This is a genomic window from Micromonospora globosa (assembly GCF_000717585.1).
Classification (GTDB): domain Bacteria; phylum Actinomycetota; class Actinomycetes; order Mycobacteriales; family Micromonosporaceae; genus Micromonospora; species Micromonospora aurantiaca.
Window position 1 is genome coordinate 102,041 of the sequence record NZ_JNZR01000007.1, and the last position, 17,699, is coordinate 119,739.

The 17,699-nt window shown below is 73.1% G+C and carries 14 protein-coding genes; 6 read left to right on the top strand and 8 right to left on the bottom strand.

Annotation, left to right across the window (positions count from 1 at the left end):
• The first annotated feature begins 127 nt into the window (after window positions 1–127).
• Complete coding sequence (locus IF06_RS0109875) at window positions 128–835, top strand: TetR/AcrR family transcriptional regulator (protein WP_030270402.1); 708 nt, start codon at window positions 128–130, stop codon at window positions 833–835.
• On the opposite strand, the gene IF06_RS0109880 is transcribed toward IF06_RS0109875, so the two are convergent.
• The 4 genes from IF06_RS0109880 to IF06_RS0109895 are packed head-to-tail and all read right to left on the bottom strand — an operon-like array spanning window position 821 to window position 4,983.
• On the bottom strand, window positions 821–1,954 hold the full coding sequence (locus IF06_RS0109880) for an acyl-CoA dehydrogenase family protein (RefSeq protein WP_030270404.1): 1,134 nt from the start codon (window positions 1,952–1,954) through the stop codon (window positions 821–823). The genes IF06_RS0109875 and IF06_RS0109880 overlap by 15 nt on opposite strands.
• 22 nt (window positions 1,955–1,976) lie before the next feature.
• Complete coding sequence (locus IF06_RS0109885) at window positions 1,977–3,005, bottom strand: LLM class F420-dependent oxidoreductase (RefSeq protein ID WP_030270406.1); 1,029 nt, start codon at window positions 3,003–3,005, stop codon at window positions 1,977–1,979.
• Window positions 3,005–4,165: a CaiB/BaiF CoA transferase family protein gene (locus IF06_RS0109890; protein ID WP_030270408.1), complete on the bottom strand. Its 1,161-nt coding sequence runs from the start codon at window positions 4,163–4,165 to the stop codon at window positions 3,005–3,007. Before IF06_RS0109890 ends, IF06_RS0109885 begins: the two co-directional genes overlap by 1 nt.
• Window positions 4,162–4,983, bottom strand: a complete 822-nt coding sequence (locus IF06_RS0109895) for an enoyl-CoA hydratase-related protein (protein ID WP_030270410.1) — start codon at window positions 4,981–4,983, stop codon at window positions 4,162–4,164. Before IF06_RS0109895 ends, IF06_RS0109890 begins: the two co-directional genes overlap by 4 nt.
• A gap of 43 nt (window positions 4,984–5,026) precedes the next feature.
• Between IF06_RS0109895 and IF06_RS0109900 the strand changes: the two genes are divergently transcribed.
• Window positions 5,027–5,707: a GntR family transcriptional regulator gene (locus tag IF06_RS0109900; RefSeq protein WP_013285323.1), complete on the top strand. Its 681-nt coding sequence runs from the start codon at window positions 5,027–5,029 to the stop codon at window positions 5,705–5,707.
• A gap of 1 nt (window position 5,708) precedes the next feature.
• Here the strand turns inward: IF06_RS0109900 and IF06_RS0109905 are convergent, their stop codons facing one another.
• Window positions 5,709–7,199 carry an aldehyde dehydrogenase family protein gene (locus tag IF06_RS0109905; RefSeq protein ID WP_030270412.1) on the bottom strand — a complete coding sequence of 497 codons (1,491 nt, stop codon included), beginning with the start codon at window positions 7,197–7,199 and terminating at the stop codon, window positions 5,709–5,711.
• Between the two features lie 76 nt (window positions 7,200–7,275).
• Here IF06_RS0109905 and IF06_RS0109910 point away from each other — a divergent pair, with 76 nt between their 5' ends.
• Together IF06_RS0109910 and IF06_RS0109915 are read left to right on the top strand one after the other, a co-directional pair.
• On the top strand, window positions 7,276–8,427 hold the full coding sequence (locus IF06_RS0109910; protein ID WP_030270414.1) for an acyl-CoA dehydrogenase family protein: 1,152 nt from the start codon (window positions 7,276–7,278) through the stop codon (window positions 8,425–8,427).
• A 32-nt stretch (window positions 8,428–8,459) separates the two neighbouring features.
• Window positions 8,460–10,406, top strand: coding sequence for a GMC family oxidoreductase N-terminal domain-containing protein (locus IF06_RS0109915; RefSeq protein ID WP_030270415.1), 1,947 nt, complete (start codon window positions 8,460–8,462; stop codon window positions 10,404–10,406).
• A gap of 6 nt (window positions 10,407–10,412) precedes the next feature.
• On the opposite strand, the gene IF06_RS0109920 is transcribed toward IF06_RS0109915, so the two are convergent.
• Together IF06_RS0109920 and IF06_RS0109925 are read right to left on the bottom strand one after the other, a co-directional pair.
• On the bottom strand, window positions 10,413–12,560 hold the full coding sequence (locus tag IF06_RS0109920; RefSeq protein ID WP_030270416.1) for a 3-hydroxyacyl-CoA dehydrogenase NAD-binding domain-containing protein: 2,148 nt from the start codon (window positions 12,558–12,560) through the stop codon (window positions 10,413–10,415).
• A gap of 9 nt (window positions 12,561–12,569) precedes the next feature.
• On the bottom strand, window positions 12,570–13,784 hold the full coding sequence (locus IF06_RS0109925) for an acetyl-CoA C-acetyltransferase (protein WP_013285318.1): 1,215 nt from the start codon (window positions 13,782–13,784) through the stop codon (window positions 12,570–12,572).
• Between the two features lie 162 nt (window positions 13,785–13,946).
• On the opposite strand from IF06_RS0109925, the gene IF06_RS0109930 reads away from it, so the two are divergent.
• Both IF06_RS0109930 and IF06_RS0109935 read left to right on the top strand, forming a co-directional pair.
• Window positions 13,947–15,155 (top strand): TetR/AcrR family transcriptional regulator, encoded by a 1,209-nt coding sequence (locus tag IF06_RS0109930; protein ID WP_030270417.1) that lies wholly within the window; start codon window positions 13,947–13,949, stop codon window positions 15,153–15,155.
• A 63-nt stretch (window positions 15,156–15,218) separates the two neighbouring features.
• Window positions 15,219–16,412 (top strand): TetR/AcrR family transcriptional regulator, encoded by a 1,194-nt coding sequence (locus tag IF06_RS0109935; protein WP_232236646.1) that lies wholly within the window; start codon window positions 15,219–15,221, stop codon window positions 16,410–16,412.
• Window positions 16,413–16,424: 12 nt separating this feature from the next.
• Here IF06_RS0109935 and IF06_RS0109940 read toward each other — a convergent pair whose 3' ends face one another.
• Complete coding sequence (locus IF06_RS0109940; RefSeq protein ID WP_030270420.1) at window positions 16,425–17,642, bottom strand: oxygenase MpaB family protein; 1,218 nt, start codon at window positions 17,640–17,642, stop codon at window positions 16,425–16,427.
• Window positions 17,643–17,699: the final 57 nt, after the last annotated feature.

The window sequence follows — 17,699 nt, forward strand, 5'->3', positions numbered from 1 at the left end:
GCACGACCCCACGCGACCGCCGCGCCCCGCTTCCGGGGCGCGGCGGTCGCGCTTGTCCGGGGGTACGCCCCGGCGATTGGTACGGTGAAGCACCAACCGCGTCACCGTCTCTCCCGGGAGGGCACCCATGGCCCGGACCGCTCCCGCGCAGGCGTCCTCCCCCGAGGCGGGTCACGACGAACCGGCCGGCCGGCCCGAGTCGCTGCTGGAACGCGCCTTCACCGAGGCGTTGCACAGCGCCGACGACAGCGACGAGGTGGCGACCCGGATCCTCGACGCCGCCTACGAGCAGTTCTGCCGGATGGGCATCCGCCGCTCCACGATGGAGGACGTGGCCCGGCGGGCGGGCGTCTCCCGGATCACCGCGTACCGCCGGTTCGCCACCAAGGACCGGCTGGTCGAGCAGGTGGTCCGCCGCGAGTTCCGGCGCTACTTCGACCGGTTCCTGGTCGACATCCAGCAGGCGGCCACCGTCGGAGACCGGTTGGTGCTGGGCTTCGTCAGCGCGCTGGACGCGATCCGCCGCAACCCGCTGATCGGCGGGCTGATGAGCGTCGAACCGGACGTGCTCATCCCCTCGATGATCAGCGACGGCGGGCGGACCCTGGCCACCGTGCAGCGGTTCGTCGCCGGGCAGCTGCGCCGCGAGCAGCGCGCCGGCACCATCGCCGCCACAGTCGACGTGGAGGTGGTCGCCGAGCTGATGACCCGGCTGTCCTGTTCCTTCCTGCTCACCCCGAGCCACGTCATCGACCTGGACGACGCCGACGAGCTGCGGACCATGGCCCGCCGGTTCCTCGTACCCATGCTGGAGCCCGGCTCACAGGCCGAGTGACCGGCCGATCACCTCCTTCATGATCTCGGTGGTGCCGCCGTAGATGGTCTGGACGCGGGCGTCCAGGTAGGCGCGGGCCACCGGGTACTCGCGCATGTAGCCGTAGCCGCCGTGCAGCTGGAGGCACCGGTCCACGACGCGCTGCTGCAACTCGGTGCACCACCACTTCGCCATCGCCGCCGTCTCCGCGGTGAGGTCCGGCGCGACCAGGCAGTTGTCGACGAAGACCCGGCCCAGGCGCAGCTCGGTGGCGAGTTCGGCGAGTACGAACCGGTTGTGCTGGAAACTCCCGATGGGACGGCCGAACGCCTGGCGCTGCTTGCAGTAGTCGAGCGTCTGCGCGAACACCGTCTCGGCGCCGGCGAGCGCCGCGACGGCTATCGACAGCCGCTCCAGCGGCAGGTTGCGCATCAGGTAGGCGAAGCCCTCGCCCTCCGCGCCGAGCAGGTTCGCCGCTGGTACGCGGACGTCGGAGAAGAACAGCTCGGCGGTGTCCTGCGCCTTCTGCCCGAGCTTGTCGAGGTTGCGGCCGCGCTCGAACCCCGGCATGCCGCGCTCGACCACGAGCAGGCTGATCCCCCGCCGCCCGGCGCCGGGATCGGTACGGGCCACCACGACGACCAGGTCGGCCAGGATGCCGTTGCTGATGAACGTCTTCTGCCCGTTGAGGACCCAGTCGTCGCCGTCGCGTACCGCTGTGGTGGTGATGCCCGCCAGGTCGCTGCCCGCGCCCGGCTCGGACATGGCGATGGCGGTGACGATCTCGCCGGAGCAGAAGCCCGGCAGCCAGCGCTGCTTCTGCTCCTCGGTGGTCAGGTCGGTCAGGTACGGGCCGATGATGTCGTTGTGCAGGCCGAACGCGGGCCCGCTCGCACCGGCCCGGGCGAGTTCCTCGGTCAGGACGGCGTGGAAGCGCCGGTCGGTGACCCCGGCGCCGCCGTACCGTTCGTCGACGAAGAGGCCGAGCAGTCCGGCGGCGCCGGCGGCCCGCCACACGCCGCGGTCGACGATGCCGTCGGCCTCCCAGCGCTCGTGGTGCGGGGTGATCTCCTTGTCGATGAAGGCGCGCACCAGTTCGGCGAACGCGAGGTGGTCGGCGGTGAAGATCGCGCGGTCCATGTGTGTGGGCTCCTCCCCTGCGCTACCGGGCCATGTCCGCGACGGCGGCGACGAGGCGCCGCGGGTCCTCGCCCAGCGGCGCGACGTTGAGGATCGTCACGCCCGCGTCGCGGTACTCCTGGACCCGGTCACGCACGTAGCTCTCCGGTCCGATCAGGCTGGTGCGTTCCAGCAGTTCCGCCGGCACCGCGGCGGCGGCCTCGGCCTTGCGGCCGTCCAGGTAGAGGTCCTGGATGCGGTCCGCCTCGGCTTCGTAGCCGTAGCGGCACAGAAGGTCGTGGTAGAAGTTGCGGCCCTTGGCGCCCATCCCGCCCACGTACAGGGCGATCAGCGGCCGGGCGAGGTCGCGCAGCCCGGTCACGTCCGGGCCGATCGCCAGCGGCCCGCCGGCCACCACCTCCAGCGGCCCGAGGTCAGCCGGCCGTTTCGCCCGGCCGGCCGCCAGCGCGGCACCCCAGACGTCGCCCGCGCGCTGCGGATCGTAGAGGAACGGCAGCCACCCGTCGGCGATCTCGGCGGTCATCCGGACGTTCCGGTCACCGAGGCTCGCCACGTGGATCGGGATCCGGTCGCGGACCGGGTGGGTGAGGATCTTCAGCGGCTTGCCCAGCCCGGTGCCCTCGCCGGGCGGCAGCGGCAGCCGGTAGAGGCCGTCGTTCGTCAGCGTCTCGCGCCGCCACACCCGCCGGCAGATGTCGATCACCTCGCGGGTGCGGGCCAGCGGCCTGTCGTACGCGACGCCGTGCCATCCCTCGATCACCTGCGGTCCGGACGCGCCGAGGCCGAGGATGGCCCGGCCACCGGACATCGCGTCCAGGCCCGCGGCGGTCTGCGCGAGCAGAGCCGGGGTACGCGAGAAGATCGGCAGGATCGCGGAGCCGATGTGGACCCGGCTCGTCCGGGCGGCGAGGTAACCCATCACGGTGGGCGCGTCGAAGCCGTACGCCTCGGACACCCAGACCACGTCCAGGCCGTCCTGTTCCCAGGCGGCCACGTCGTCGGCGCCGCTTCTGGGGTCGGCGGCGTACGCCAGTGTCGTCCCGATACGCATCAGTGCGCTGCTCCCTGCTTCCGGCCGACGACGCCGTCGTCCAGCCATCGCGGTAGGTGTGCGCCCAGTCCCCAGTCGGTGAGGACGGGCTCGGTGTCGGCGCCGGGCGCGGGCGGCGGGCCGCCGACCCGGCCGGGTGTCCCGGACAGGCGGGGCGCCACGGCCGGCTGCCGGACGCCGAAGTGCTCCTCGTACGTGCCGCGCGCCGCCAGGTGCGGGTGGCCTGGCGCCTCGGTGAGCGACAGCACCGGCGCGACGCAGGCGTCGGTGCCGTCGAACACCGCTGTCCACTCGTCGCGGGTACGGCCGGCGAACACCTCGGCGAAGCGGGCTCGCAGCACCGGCCATCCGGCCACGTCGTGCTGTGCCGGCAGGTCCGCGCCTGCGAGCCCGAGCAGCCGCAGCAGTTCGGCGTAGAACTGGGGTTCCAGCGCGCCCACAGCCATGTGCCCGCCGTCGGCGGTGGCGTACACGTCGTAGAACGGTGCGCCGCCGTCGAGCAGGTTGCGGCCCCGCTCGGGTCGCCAGGTGCCCTGCGCGAGCATCCCGGCGAACGGGGTGGTGAGGTGGGCCGCGCCGTCCACGATGGCGGCGTCGACGACCTGGCCCCGGCCGGTGGCGGCGGCGACGTGCAGCGCGGCCAGGATGCCGACGACCAGGTAGAGCGAGCCGCCGCCGAAGTCGCCGACCAGGTTGAGCGGGATCTGCGGCGGCCCGCCGGCGCGGCCGATCGGGTGCAGCGCCCCGGCTACGGCGATGTAGCCGATGTCGTGGCCGGCGGCGCGGGCCAGCGGCCCGTCCTGTCCCCAGCCGGTCATCCGCCCGTACACCAGGCCCGGGTTGCGGGCCAGCGCGGCCTGCGGTCCGACGCCGAGCCGTTCGGCCACGCCGGGGCGCCAGCCCTCGATCAGGATCGCGGCCCGGCCGGCCAGCGCGAGGACCACCTCGGCGCCGTCGGGGTGCTTGAGGTCCACCACGATCGAGCGTTTGCCCCGGTTGAGCAGGTTCCGCCCGGGGTCACCGGCCGGGAGCGCGCCGGGCTCCGGCCGGTCGACCCGGACCACGTCGGCGCCGAGGTCGGCCAGCAGCATGGCGGCGAACGGGCCGGGTCCGATCCCGGCCAGTTCCACGACCCGGACGCCGGCGAGCGGGCCGCTCACGCGCCGCCCCGTGGGGCGAAGCGGGGTGCGCGGCCCTGGGCCCGGCTGAGCAGGGCCTCGCCGAAGTCGGCGCCGGCCAGGGACTCGACCATGAGCCGGATCGCGTCGGTGGCGGCCTCGGCGGCGCCGGTCTCCGAGCCCGACCACACCTGCCGCCGGATCACCGCCATGGACGCCGGTGAGCAGTGCTCGGCCAGGGCCACGGCATAGGCTTGTGCCTCGGCCAGCACCTCGTCGCGCGGGAGCACGCGTTGCACAAGTCCGATCCGGAACGCCTCCACGGCGTCGACCTTGCGGCCGGACAGCAGCAGGTCCAGCGCGGCGCCGACGCCGATCAGCCGGGGCAGCAGCCAGGCGCTGCCGTACTCGGCGACGAGGCCGAGCCGGCTGAACGAGGTGGACAGGCGCGCCTCCGCCGCCATGAACCGCACGTCGGCGTAGAGCGCGTGGACCAGGCCGAGGCCGGCCGCGCCGCCGTTCATCGCGGCGACGATCGGGGTGCCGAGCGTCAGCGGCAGGTGCGGTGGGTGGCCGAACTCGCCGGCGAGCAGGTCGCGGTTGCGTTCGTCGAGCAGCGCGGCGAGCGCCTCCGGGTCGGCGCCGGAGCAGAACCAGTCACCGGAGCCGGTGACCACGACCGCCCGGACCTCCGGGTCGGCGTCCGCCGCCACCAGGGCCGCGTAGTAGTCGCGGAACATCTCCAGCGACATCGCGTTGCGCCGGTCGGGCCGGTCGAACCAGATGGTGCGGACGCCGTCGCTGGTGGCGGCCCGCAGTCCGGCGCCGGCCGGTTCGGACTCCGGCACGGTCGAGCTCATCGGCGCTCCTGTTCTGACATTTGACATTTGATACTCTGGGCTGGTGGCGGACCGCGGCAGGATCCAGAACGTCTCTCAGCCCCAGCTCTCCGAGACCGTGGCGAGCCTGCTGCGCGACCGGATCATGTCCGGCCAGCTGCGCCCCGGCGAACGCATCCGGCTCGAGGAGGTGGCCCAGGAGACCGGGCTGAGCATCACACCGGTACGCGAGGCGCTGCTGATGCTGCGCGCGGAGGACATGGTCGAGCTGCAACCGCGCCGCGGGCACGTGGTGGCGCCGCTGTCGCGGCAGGACATCATCGACGTGTTCAGCCTCCAGGGCCACATCGCCGGCGAGCTGGCCGCCCGGGTCGCCGTCAGCATCACCCCGGAGCAGCTCGACGACCTGCGGCAGCAGCACGAGCGGCTGCGCCGGGCCGCCCAGGCCCGGCAGGTCAGCCGGGTCGAACAGCTCGAATACGAGTTCCACCGCCGGATCAACCGGCTCGCCGACGCGCGCAAGCTGTCCTGGCTGCTGCGCACCGTGACCCGCTACACGCCGTCGCGGTTCTACGCCGCGGACGCGGAGTGGCGGGCCGGCATGGTCGCCGATCACGAGGCGCTGCTCGACGCGCTCGCGGCGGGCGACCCGGAGGCGGTCCGGCCGGTCATGGCCCGGCACTTCACCGACGGCGCGGAGCGGCTGGTCAAGCACCTGGACGGCCTGGGCGTGTGGAACGAGTGAGTCACCGGCGGCCATGACGCCACGCGAACATCGCCAGCGAGCGCTTCATCGCGGCGGCGGACGGCTGAAGCGTCATCACCTCGATCAGCGGCCGGAACCGCTGCCACGTCACCGATCGCGCCCGGGCGAACTCGCGCAGGCCGTCCGCGCCGTGGACCCGCCCGAACCCCGAGTCGCCCACGCCGCCGAAGGGCAGTGACGGCACGCCCGCGTACCCCAGCACCGAGTTGACCGACACCGCGCCGGCCCGCAGCCGCCCGGCGAGCGCCAGGCCACGACGGCGGTCGCGGGTGAAGATCGAGCCGGAGAGGCCGTAGCTGGTCGCGTTCGTGCGGCGGACCGCCTCGTCCGCGTCGGCCACCGGGTTGACCACGAGCACCGGGCCGAACGTCTCCTCGGTGACGGCGGTGCTGTCCTCGGGCACGTCGGTCAGCACGACCGGCTCCACGAACGGGGGCCGGACCGAAGCCGCGTCACCGACAACCGCCCGGCCGCCCCGGTCGAGCGCGTCGGTGACGTGGCGCCGCACGACCTCGGGCTGGGTGGGCGTGGTCATCGGCCCGTACGGCGCGTCCGGCTCGGCACCCGGCCGGACCTGCCGCGCCAGTTCGGTGAGCGTGGCCAGGAACGGCTCGTAGACGGACCGTTCGACGTAGACGCGCTCGACGCCGGCACACGTCTGCCCGGCGTTGCCGAGTCCGCCGAAGACCGCCGCCTGCGCTGCCGCGTCGAGGTCGGCGTCGGCGGTGACGATCAGCGCGTCCTTGCCGCCGCCCTCGATCACCACCGGCGTCAGGCTCTCGGCGCAGGCGGCCATGACGGCGCGCCCGGTCGCTGCCGACCCGGTGAACGCGATCTTGTCGACCGAGGCGCGGCACAGCGCGGCGCCGGTCGTGCCGTCGCCGGTGACCACCTGGAGGACCGGGTGGTCGGGAAGCAGCTCGTGCCAGCGCTCGGCCAGCCACACCCCGACGCCCGGGGTGAACTCGCTGGGCTTGAACACCACCGCGTTGCCGGCGGCGAGCGCGTGCGACACCGCACCCATCGGCGTGTAGACGGGGTAGTTCCACGGCCCGATCACGCCGACCACGCCGTACGGCACGTACTCGACGGAGGCGGCCTGGTTGAACGCGAGCAGGCCGGAGGAGACCGACCGCCGCCTGAGCACCCGTGCGGCGTGCCGGGCCGCCCAGTCCAGGTGCTCGACGGCGAGCATCACCTCGAGTTGAGCCCCGGCGAGGCTCTTGCCGGTCTCGCTCCGGACGATGCCGGCCAGCTCCTCGATGCCACCGGCGACCGCCGCCTTGTACGCCAGCAGGTGCCGGCGGCGCTGCCTGGCGTCCAGACCGGCCCACCAGCCGGCCGCCTCGCGGGCCCGCGTCACGGCGGCGCGTACGGCGGCGTCGTCGGCGATGTCGTAGTCGGCGCGGTGCTCACCTGTCACCGGGTCGACGACGCGCAGCCGGCGGGGGTGCTCAACGAGGGACGTCATCGGCGGCCTCCTGACATTTGATATTCGATAGTTTAGCCTTGCTGTCAATCCCTCACGATGCGCTGGAGGTACCGCGGTGGAGTGGAGCGACGAGCAACTGTCACTTGTCGAGGCGGTGCGGGACTTCTGCCGCCGCGAGGTCGGCACCCGCGAGCAACGGCACCGTCTCACCGACGGCGGGCGGGAACCGCACAGCCCGGAGCTGTACCGGAAGATGGCCGAACTCGGCTGGCTCGGCCTGTCGCTGCCGGAGGAGTTCGACGGCGGCGGCGCCGGCATGACCGAGCTGTGCCTGTTCCTGGAGGAGACCAGCCGGGCGATGGCGCCCATCGGCGGGTTCACCACCTCGATCATCGTCGCCGCCACCTACCAGCGGTTCGGCACGCCGGAGCAGAAGAAGCTGATCCTCAGCGGCGTGGCCCGCGGCGTGGTCGAGGCGGTCGCGATGTCCGAGCCCGAGGCCGGCTCCGACGTGGCGAACCTGAGCTGCCGGGCCGAGCGGCGCGGCGACGGGTGGGTGGTCAACGGGCAGAAGACGTGGTGCTCCAACGCCCACCTGGCCGAGCACATCCTGCTCGTCGCGCGCACCTCGGGCCGGGCCGGCGACCACCAGGGCCTGACCATGTTCCTGGTCCCGGCCGGCGCGCCCGGCCTGACCGTGTCCGGCATCGACACCATGGGCGGCCGCGAGGTCAACGACCTCTACTTCACCGACTGCGTGCTCCCCGCCGACGCGGTGGTCGGCCGGGTCGACCACGGCTGGCGGCAGCTGATGGCCGGGCTCAACATGGAACGGCTGATCCTCGCCAGCGTGGTGCTCGGCATCGCCCGGCGCGCGTTCGACGACGTGGTGGCGTACGTGAAGGACCGCCGCCAGTTCCGCCGGCCGATCGGATCGTTCCAGGTGATCCGGCACCGCCTGGCCGACCTGGCCACCGAGATCGAGTGCGCCCGGCTGCTCGTCTACGACACCGCCGCGAAGGTCGACAAGGCACCGGACACGGTGCTGCCCCGGGAGAGTTCGATGGCGAAGCTCAAGGCCACCGAGACGGCCCGGCGCGTCGCGCTGGACGCGATGCAGATGATGGGCGGCTACGGCTACACCACCGAGTTCGACATGGAGCGTCTGGTCCGCTCGGCGATCGTGTCCACCGTGTACGGCGGCGCCAGCGAGATCCAGCGCGAGATCATCGCCAAGACGTACGGCCTGTCCGAGCAGATGTCCTGACCCACCCGGCCCTTCGGTCGATCGGAGGCACCGTGCACCTGTCCGACCGCCAGCGCGCCGCCCTGGCGAGCATCTGCGACACGTTCGCGCCGGGTGACGGCGCCGGGATCCCGTCGGCCAGCCGGCTCGGCGCGACCGAGGTGATGGCCGCACTCGTCCTGCACAATCCGCGCGCCGCCGAGGTCCGGCAGTTCCTGCGGCTGCTGGACCGGTGGGACTCCCCCGCCACCCAGTTCGTCCTCGGCGGTTCCGCGCGGCCGTTCTCCCGGCAGTCGCAGGAGCGCCGGGAGAAGACGCTGCTCGCGCTGGCCCACTCGCGGATCACCGCCAAACGGGCGCTGTTCCAGGCGCTCAAGGGCGCCGCCACCCTCTCCTACTACCTGACGCCGGGGCCGGCCGGGCACTCGCCCGTGTGGGACGCCATCGGCTACCCCGGACCGCTCGGGGTCCGGCCCGACGCGCCCGCGCCGCCGCTGGCCCCGGTCCACCCGTCCGCGCCGACCACGCTGGACTGCGACGTCGTCGTCGTCGGATCCGGCGCCGGCGGCGGCACTGCCGCCGCGGTCCTCGCCGGGCACGGCCTGGACGTGGTCGTCGTCGAGAAGGGCGGCTACTACGACGACCGGGACTTCGACGGCGGGGAGCTGTCCGGACTGTCCCGGCTCTACGCCCCGGGCCCCGCCGCCACCGCCGAGGGCCAGCTCAGCCTCCTCCAGGGGCAGTGCCTCGGCGGGGGCACAGTGGTGAACTACACCACGTCGTTCCCCACCCCGGCCCGGGTACGCGAGGAGTGGGCCGCGCTCGGCGTGCCGCAGTTCGCCACCGACGAGTACGACAGCTGCCTCGACGCGGTGTGGTCGAGGCTGGGCGTCAACCGCGAGCACGGCCGGATCTCCTCCCGGGACGCGCTGATGGAGCGCGGACTGAACCGCCTGGGCTGGCACGTCGACGAGATGCCCCGCAACGTCGACGGCTGCGACACCGGTGTCGAGTGCGGGCGCTGCGGCCTGGGCTGCCGGATCGGCGCCAAACGGTCCGCGACGAAGACCTGGCTGGCCGACGCGGAGCGCGCCGGTACGCGGCTCGTCGTCGGCGTCGACGTGCGGACCGTCACCGTCGAAGCGGGCCGGGCGACGGGCGTGACCGGCCATACCGCGAACGGCCACCCGGTCGCCGTACGCGCCCGCGCCGTGGTGGTCGCGGCCGGCAGCGTGCAGACACCCGCCCTGCTCCGCCGCTCCGGGCTCACCAACCCGAACATCGGCCGGCACCTGCACCTGCATCCGGCGACCGGCGTGTGGGGCGTGTTCGCCGAGGAGGTGCGGCCGTGGGAGGGCGGGATGCAGACCCGGTACTCCACCGAACACGCCGATCTCGACGGCCGCGGCTACGGCGTCATCTACGAGACCGCCGCCACCAACCCGGCCACCGCTGTGTCGTTCATGAGCTGGACGGGCGGACGGGCGCATCTGGACCGGATGCGCGCGCTGCCGCACCTCGGCGGGGTCGGCGTGATCACCCGCGACCGCGACAGCGGTGAGGTCCGGGTCGGCCGCGACGGCGAGCCGGTGGTGCACTACCGCCTTTCCCCGTACGACGCGGCCCATCTGCGAGCAGGGATCGCCGGCGCGGCCCGGATCGTCGAGGCGGCCGGAGCGCTGCGGCTCTGGTCCGGACACCAGCGCGGCCCGGTCTGGGAACGCGGCACGGGTTCCATCGACGAGTTCGTCCGGCACGTCGAGACGCTGGGGACCGCGCCCGGGCAGGTCGCCATGGCCGCCCTGCACATCATGGGCGCGGCCCGGATGGGCGGCAGCGCGGCGACGTCGGTGGCCCGGCCGGACGGCGCGACGTGGGAGGTCCCCAACCTGGTCCTCGCCGACGCGTCGACCTTCCCGGGGTCGCTGGGCGTCAACCCGATGATCTCCGTGGAGGCCATCGCGTACATGAACGCCCAGCGACTCGCCGCCGCGCTCTGACCGCCGCTACTCGAACCGTTCGCCCCGCTCGGCCATCGCCGTCAGCAGCGGCGGCGGGTCGAACCGCTCGCCGTAGCGCTCTGCGAGCACCCGGGCGCGGGCCACGAAGCCCGGCAGCCCGCCGTCGTACTGGTTGACGTACTGCAGGACGCCGCCGGTCCAGCTCGGATAGCCGATCCCCAGGATCGAGCCGACGTTGGCGTCGGCCACCGAGGTCAGCACGCCCTCGTCCAGGCACCGCACCGACTCGATCGCCTCGATGAAGAGCATCCGCTCCTTGAGGTCCTCGAAGGGCGTGTCCAGGTTCGTGCCGCCGAACTGCTCCCGCAGCCCCGGCCAGAGCCCGGCCCGCTTCCCGTCGCGGTAGTCGTAGAAGCCGGCACCGCCGGAGCGTCCGGTCCGGCCGCACTCGTCGATCATCCGGTCGATCACCGCGTCGGCGGCGTGCGGCTGCCAGGTGCCCCCGGCGGCCACTGTCGCGGCGGCCGTCTCCTGGCGGATCTTCCGGGGCAGGGTGAGGGTCAGCTCGTCCATCAGCGCGAGGACCGGCGCGGGATAGCCGGCCTGGCTGCTGGCCTGCTCGATGGTGGCCGCCGGGATGCCCTCGGCCAGCATCGCCACGCCCTCGTTGGTGAACGTGCCGATGACCCGGCTGGTGAAGAAGCCCCGGCTGTCGTTGACCACGATCGGCGTCTTGCGCAACTGGCGGACGACGCCCAGCGCGCGGCCCAGCGTGGCCTCGTCGGTCCGCTCCCCGCGGATCACCTCGACCAGCGGCATCTTGTCCACCGGGGAGAAGAAGTGCAGCCCGACGAACTCCTCCGGCCGGCTGACGCCCTCGGCCAGCAGCGTGATGGGCAGCGTGGAGGTGTTGGAGGCGATGAGCGCGTCCGGCGCGACCTGCTCGATCTCGGCGTACACCTTGTGCTTGAGCGCCGGATCCTCGAAGACCGCCTCGATGGCGAGGTCGACGCCGGCCAGGTCGGCGAGGTCGCCGGTGGCGTGGATGCGGCCCAGGATCTCGTCCCGCTTCTCCGGCGTGGACCGGCCCCGCGCGACCGCCTTGTCGAGCAGGCCCGCCGAGTACGCCTTGCCGCGCGCCGCACCCTCGGCGGTGACGTCCTTGAGCACCACCCGCATCCCGGCGCGGGCGCAGACGTACGCGATGGCTGCGCCCATCATGCCCGCGCCGACGACGGCGACGCTGCGTACCGGCTCGTGGTCGCCACCGGCGGTGCGGGACCGGGCGGTCTGGAGGTCGAAGAAGAGCGCCTTGATCATGTTCTTGGCGACCTGGCCGGTCGCCAGCTCGGTGAAGTACCGCCCCTCGATGACGAACGCGGTGTCCAGGTCCACCTGGGCGCCCTCGACGGCGGCGGCGAGGATGTTGCGGGGCGCCGGGTAGGGCGCGCCCTTGAGCTGCTTGCGCAGCAGCGCGGGCATGGCCGGCAACTGCACCGCGAGGCCGGGGCTGGACGGGGTGCCGCCGGGCATCCGGTAGTCCTTGCGGTCGTACGGCTGGGTCGCGTCCGGGTGGGCGGCGATCCACTCACGGGCGGCGGCCATCAGGGCGTCCCGGTCGGCGGCCAACTCGTCGACCAGCCCGTGCGCGAGCGCGTCCTGCGGCCGGCGGCGCTGGCCGCGCAGCAGCCAGTCGGTCAGCGCGGCGGTGACGCCGAGCAGCCGGACGGTACGCACCACGCCGCCGCAGCCGGGCAGCAGGCCGAGCGTGACCTCGGGAAAGCCGATCTCGATGGCCGGGTCGTCGAGCACGACGCGGTGGTGGCAGCCCAGGGCCAGTTCCAGTCCGCCGCCGAGGGCCGATCCGTTGACGGCGGCGACGACCGGGCGGCCGAGCGTCTCCAGCCGGCGTACGGCCTGCTTGAGCGCGGCCGCGTCGGCCGCTGACGCCTCGGCGTCGGCGGGCGTGAGCCGCACCAGGGTCTCCAGGTCGCCGCCGGCGAAGAACGTCTTCTTGGCCGAGGTGACGATCACGCCGGTGATCCGGTCACGCTCGGCTTCGAGCCGGTCCACGGTGGCCGCCAGGCTCGCGCCGAACTCCGCGTTCATCACGTTCGCCGAACGGCCGGGGTGGTCGAGGGTGAGCAGCACGATGCCGTCGTCGCCGTGCTCCCACCGGATGGTGTTTGCCATTCGTGCTCCTCAGATTCGTTCGATCACGGTCGCGATGCCCATGCCGCCGCCCGCGCAGAGCGTGGCCAGGCCGTAGCGGCCGCCGCGTCGTTCCAGTTCGTCGACGAGCGTGCCGAGGATCATGGCGCCGGTCGCGCCGAGCGGGTGGCCCATCGCGATCGCCCCGCCGTTGGCGTTGACGATGTCCGGGTTCAGGCCGAGGTCGGCGACGAACCGCAGGACCACCGCGGCGAACGCCTCGTTGATCTCCACCAGGTCGAGGTCGTCGACGCCGAGACCGGCCTTCGCGAGCGCCTTACGGGCGGCCGGGGCCGGGCCGGTGAGCATGATGGTGGGGTCGGCGCCGCTGAGCGCTGTGGCCACGACGCGGGCGCGCGGGGTGAGACCGGCGGCGGCGCCTGCCGCCTCGCTGCCGATCGCGACGAGCGCGGCGCCGTCCACGATGCCGGAGGAGTTGCCCGCCGTGTGGACGTGCTCGATGCGCTCGACCCAGTGGTACTTCTGCAACGCGACCGCGTCGAAGCCCGCCTTCTCACCGATCTCGGCGAACGAGGGGCGCAGCGCGCCGAGGCTCTCCGCCGTCGAGTCGGCCCGGATGTGCTCGTCCCGGTCCAGCACGGTCAGCCCGTTGCGGTCGCGGACCGGCACCACGGACCGGGCGAAGTAGCCGTTGGCCCACGCCTTCGCGGCCCGCGCCTGCGACTGGAGCGCGTACGCGTCGACCGTCTCCCGATCGAAGCCGGCGATGGTGGCGATGAGGTCGGCGCTGATGCCCTGCGGCACGAACCCGGTGGTGAAGTTGACCTCCGGGTCGAGCGCCCAGGCCCCGCCGTCGGAGCCCATCGGCACCCGGGACATCGACTCGACGCCACCGGCGAGGACGAGATCCTCCCAGCCGGAGCGCACCTTCTGCGCGGCGATGTTCACCGCCTCCAGCCCGGAGGCGCAGAAGCGGTTGAGCTGGACCCCGGCCACCGTGTCGGGCAGGCCGGCGGCGACGGCGGCGGTCCGGGCGATGTCGGCGCCCTGGTCGCCGAGCGGGGACACCACCCCGAGCACGATGTCGTCGATCAGCGCCGGATCGAGGCCGGGCATCCGCCGCAGGGTCTCCTCGATCAGGCCGGTGATCAGCGAAACAGGCTTCACCCCGTACAGCGATCCGGTCGGCTTGCCCCGCCCGCGCGGCGTGCGCAACGCGTCGTAGATGAACGCATCGGTCGTCATGCCAAGCTCCTCATTGCTCACCCGCATGCGAATTTCGCCTAACTTTTCTTGAGCCTGCCGCCGCTTGTCAAGACGCGTTCCGCGCTGTCCGGCTCCGACCCCGCCGGGGAAACGGCCGAGGGGCGTCACCGGATGCACGCGAGGGGGCGCTAACGTGTAGCTGTGCGACAAGCAGCCAGCGACACCGCCCCGGCACCGGTCAGACGGCCCAAGGACCGCAAGGCCCGGATCGCGCTCGCCGGGGCCGAGTTGTTCTGCGAGCGGGGCTACCACGGCGTCTCGGTGGACGAGATCGCCGCCGCCGTCGGCATCAGCGGGCCGGCCGTCTACCGGCACTTCCCGAACAAGTACGCGATCCTGGTGCACGCCACCCGGGAGGTCGTCGGCGCCCTGCTCGCCGCGACCGGACAGCCGGCGGCGAGTAACGCCGACGAGCTGCTCGACGAACTGCTGCGCGCGCTCGCCGAGGTCGCGGTGAGCAGGCGGCGGGTGGCCGGGCTGTACCAGTGGGAGGGCCGCTACCTGACGCCCGAGCACCGGCAGGAGTTCGCCGTCTCGATGGCCACGCTCGTCGGCCGCGTCGCCGCGCCGCTGCGCGAGTTGCGTCCCGAGCTGACCACCGCGCAGGCCGACCTGCTGGTGAATGCGGCGCTGAGCGCGTTCGGCAGCGTGACCACGTACCGGGCCGCGGCCACCGGCGCCGACACCGAGCACCTGCTCACCCGGGTCGCCTGGACGCTGCTGCGGACCGACGCGCCGACGGTGCCGCTCCGGCGGCGTACCGCGCCGCAGGACATGCCCGCCACCGGGCCGGTGCGTCCGGCGTCGCGGCGCGAACTGCTGCTCATCGAGGCGATGCGCCTGTTCCACAGGCACGGCTACCACGCAGTCGCGGTCGAGGACATCGGCCGCGCCGCGGGCATGCAGGCGTCCAGCGTGTACCGCTACTTCCCCGGCAAGGCCGACCTGCTCGCGGCCGCCTACTACCGGGCCACCGACCGGCTCACCGGGGCCACCACCGCGGCGATCGCCGAGGCGAGCGACCCGGCCGACGCGCTGCACCGGGTGGTGCGCGCCTACGTCGACTTCGCGTTCGGCCAGAGCGACCTGGTCGCGGTGTACCTGGCGGAGAACAACAACCTGCCGGACCGGGACCGCCACCAGTTGCGCGGCGCGCAGCGGCTGCACGTCGAGGAGTGGGTGGGCCTGGTCCGGGCGGTACGACCGGACCTGCCGGCCGCCGACGCCCGCGTGCTCGTCCACGCCGCGCTGAACGTCGTCACCGACGTCGGGCGGCTCGGCCGCTTCGACCGCACCGCCGGCTACGACGATCAGACCGCCCGGCTCACGCTCGCCGTCCTGCACGCCTGACCGGCGTCACCGCGAGCGCGCGGGCGGCGTGAGGCGCTGTGGTTGACTGACACCCATGGTCCCGTGCCCGTCCGCGTCCGCCCGGACGATCCGGTGACCACCGGGCCGGCCGCGGCCACCCGGCCCCGCAACCGCAGACAGGTCATCGTCGAGTCGGCCGGGCAGGTGTTCAGCGAGCGCGGCTACCACGGCGCGTCCATGGAGGAGATCGCCGCGGCGGTCGGGATCAGCGCGCCCGCGCTGTACCGCCACTTCCCGAACAAGTACGCGTTGTTCGCCGAGTGCGCCAACGTCATGGTGGACAACCTGGTCGGGGCCATCGACGAGTGGCCGCCGGACGCGGCGCTGGCCGACGTGCTGCTGGCCCTCACCCGGGTCACCGTCGCGCACCGCGCCTCCGGCGGCCTCTACCGGTGGGAGGCCCGCTACCTCGGCCGCGCGGACCGCCACCTGCTCCGCGCGAAGTTCGGCCACGTCGTGGGCCGGGTGACCGAGATGGTACGGCGGGAGTACCCGCTGCCCGACGAGCGCCTGCGGGCGGTGGCCGCGCTCGGTGTGATCGGTTCGGTCACCATGCACCACACCTCGATCGCCCAGCGCCGGATCGAGGATCTGGTGCTGCGGTCCGCGATGCGGGTGGTGGCCACCGATCCGGCCACCGCTGCCGGGACGGCGCGGCTGGTCGAGCTGCCCGCCCAGCCGGTGCCCCGGACGCGGCGTGCGGAGATCCTGGCCGCGGCCGTACCGCTGTTCGCCCGGGACGGGTTCGCCACAGTCACCAACGCGCAGATCGCCCAGGCGGTGGGGCTCGCACCGTCCGCGATCTACCGCCACTATCCCGGCAAGGTGGACATCCTCGTGGCCGCCTGCCTCCAGGCGGCGGAACTGCTCGCCCAGGCGGTGGACCGCAGCCTCCAGCGGGCGGCCGACCCACGGCAGGCGGTGGTCGCGCTGGCGGCGGCGTACGTGGCCTACTGCTTCGAGCACAACACCCTCAACAGCGTCGCCGAGGCGGAGGTGGCCGGCCTGCCGGACGACGTACGGCGTCCCCTCATCCTCGCCCAGCGGGAGCACATCGCGGTCTGGGAGCAGCAGTTGCGCGCGGTCCGGCCGGACCTGGACCGGCGGCAGGCCCGGCTGCTCGTGCACGCCGGGTTCGGCGTGGCGGTGGAGGCCGGGCGCGCCCTGCGCTGGCAGGACTCGCCCGGCCACCGGGACGCGGTCACCGCGCTGGTCACCGGCGCCCTGACGCTCTGAACCGGCACGGACTCAGGTGCCCGGCCGGTTCATGACCGGAATCGTGATCGGGGTGTGCGACGCGGACGAGCCGTTGTTGAGGAACAGCATCGCCAGCCCGCGGATGAACCTGTCGAACAGGCCGAACGTCTCCGGCATGAGCGGCGAGAGCCCTTCGCGGAACATCACGTACGTCGGCCAGCCGGCCTCGATCACGCCCCGGGAGATGTAGTCGCGGGGCAGCCGCAGCCAGTCGCCGATCCGGTCGGTGAGCACGTAGCGCGCGAACTCCCGCTGGAACCCCCGGGTGACGCCCAGGTCCACCGAGGACGTCAGGTTCAGCAGGATGTCGGCCAGATCGATGCCCTCGGGTGTCGGCGCGAGCAGCGGGGACAGCGCGTACCGGGACTGCTCCTCGGCGGCGGCCCAGCTGTTCGGGATGAACTCGTCGCGCACGCCGAGCAGGTGCAGCGCGACCTGCCACATGTGCAGGTAGGCCTCCTCCTCCGCGGCCGACATCCGCAGTCCCCAGCGACGCCAGTCGAGCAGCTTGCGGTGCACGTACGTGCCGAGGCTGTGGAAGGTGATGAGGATGTCGCCGTTGCTGATCGGGATCGGGTGGTCGGTGACGCCGCGCCACGGCGCGGACTGCGGCAGCAGGTGCCGCACGGCAGCGTGGGTGAGGCGCGTCTTGTGCGAGGTGACCACGAAGCTGCCGGTGGCCTTGAACGCGTCGGGGGCGCTCAGGTCGTACCCGTAGGTGAAGGTCTTCGCGGCGCGCGACTTCATGTCCGCGCCGCCCTCGGACCAGTAGACGTTGCGGGCCTCGCGCGGGATCACCGTGCTCATGATCCCGCTGCCCAGGCCGTAGAGCAGGAACAGGTACATGCTCATGCGCTTGTTGAACTGGGCGGCGCGGTCCAGCTTGGCCTGGTCGGCCCAGGACGGCAGCGTGTTGACCCGCCGCAGGTAGGTGGTGAGCGCCGGGGGCAGGCCGACGGGCAGCGCGTCGCCGTTGCGGATCCAGGACGCGAACGCGGTGTTCACCGCCGGGATCTGACCGGCGTCCAGCATCGAGGCGACGAGCGGGTCGGTGTCGTCGTCCCAGACGTCCCACGGGTCGGTGACCGTGTCGGTCCCGGCGATCGAGCCGGACGACGACCACGCCCACGCCTTCGGGGCGTCCGCCACCGCTACCAGTCCCAGCGCGGCGCCGAGCGTCAGGACGCTTCGTCTACTGAGATTCTCCATTAGCACCACTTCCCGGTTCGACCGGACATCGCCCTGAACACCGGCCCGTGAGGTGCG

Excerpts from the sequence above, each read along its gene's own strand:
- IF06_RS0109875 (WP_030270402.1), top strand. The coding sequence starts at position 128 with ATGGCCCGGACCGCTCCCGCGCAGGCGTCCTCCCCCGAGGCGGGTCAC.
- IF06_RS0109880 (WP_030270404.1), bottom strand. The coding sequence starts at position 1,954 with ATGGACCGCGCGATCTTCACCGCCGACCACCTCGCGTTCGCCGAACTG.
- IF06_RS0109885 (WP_030270406.1), bottom strand. The coding sequence starts at position 3,005 with ATGCGTATCGGGACGACACTGGCGTACGCCGCCGACCCCAGAAGCGGC.
- IF06_RS0109895 (WP_030270410.1), bottom strand. The coding sequence starts at position 4,983 with ATGAGCTCGACCGTGCCGGAGTCCGAACCGGCCGGCGCCGGACTGCGG.
- IF06_RS0109905 (WP_030270412.1), bottom strand. The coding sequence starts at position 7,199 with ATGACGTCCCTCGTTGAGCACCCCCGCCGGCTGCGCGTCGTCGACCCG.
- IF06_RS0109920 (WP_030270416.1), bottom strand. The coding sequence starts at position 12,560 with ATGGCAAACACCATCCGGTGGGAGCACGGCGACGACGGCATCGTGCTG.
- IF06_RS0109925 (WP_013285318.1), bottom strand. The coding sequence starts at position 13,784 with ATGACGACCGATGCGTTCATCTACGACGCGTTGCGCACGCCGCGCGGG.
- IF06_RS0109940 (WP_030270420.1), bottom strand. The coding sequence starts at position 17,642 with ATGGAGAATCTCAGTAGACGAAGCGTCCTGACGCTCGGCGCCGCGCTG.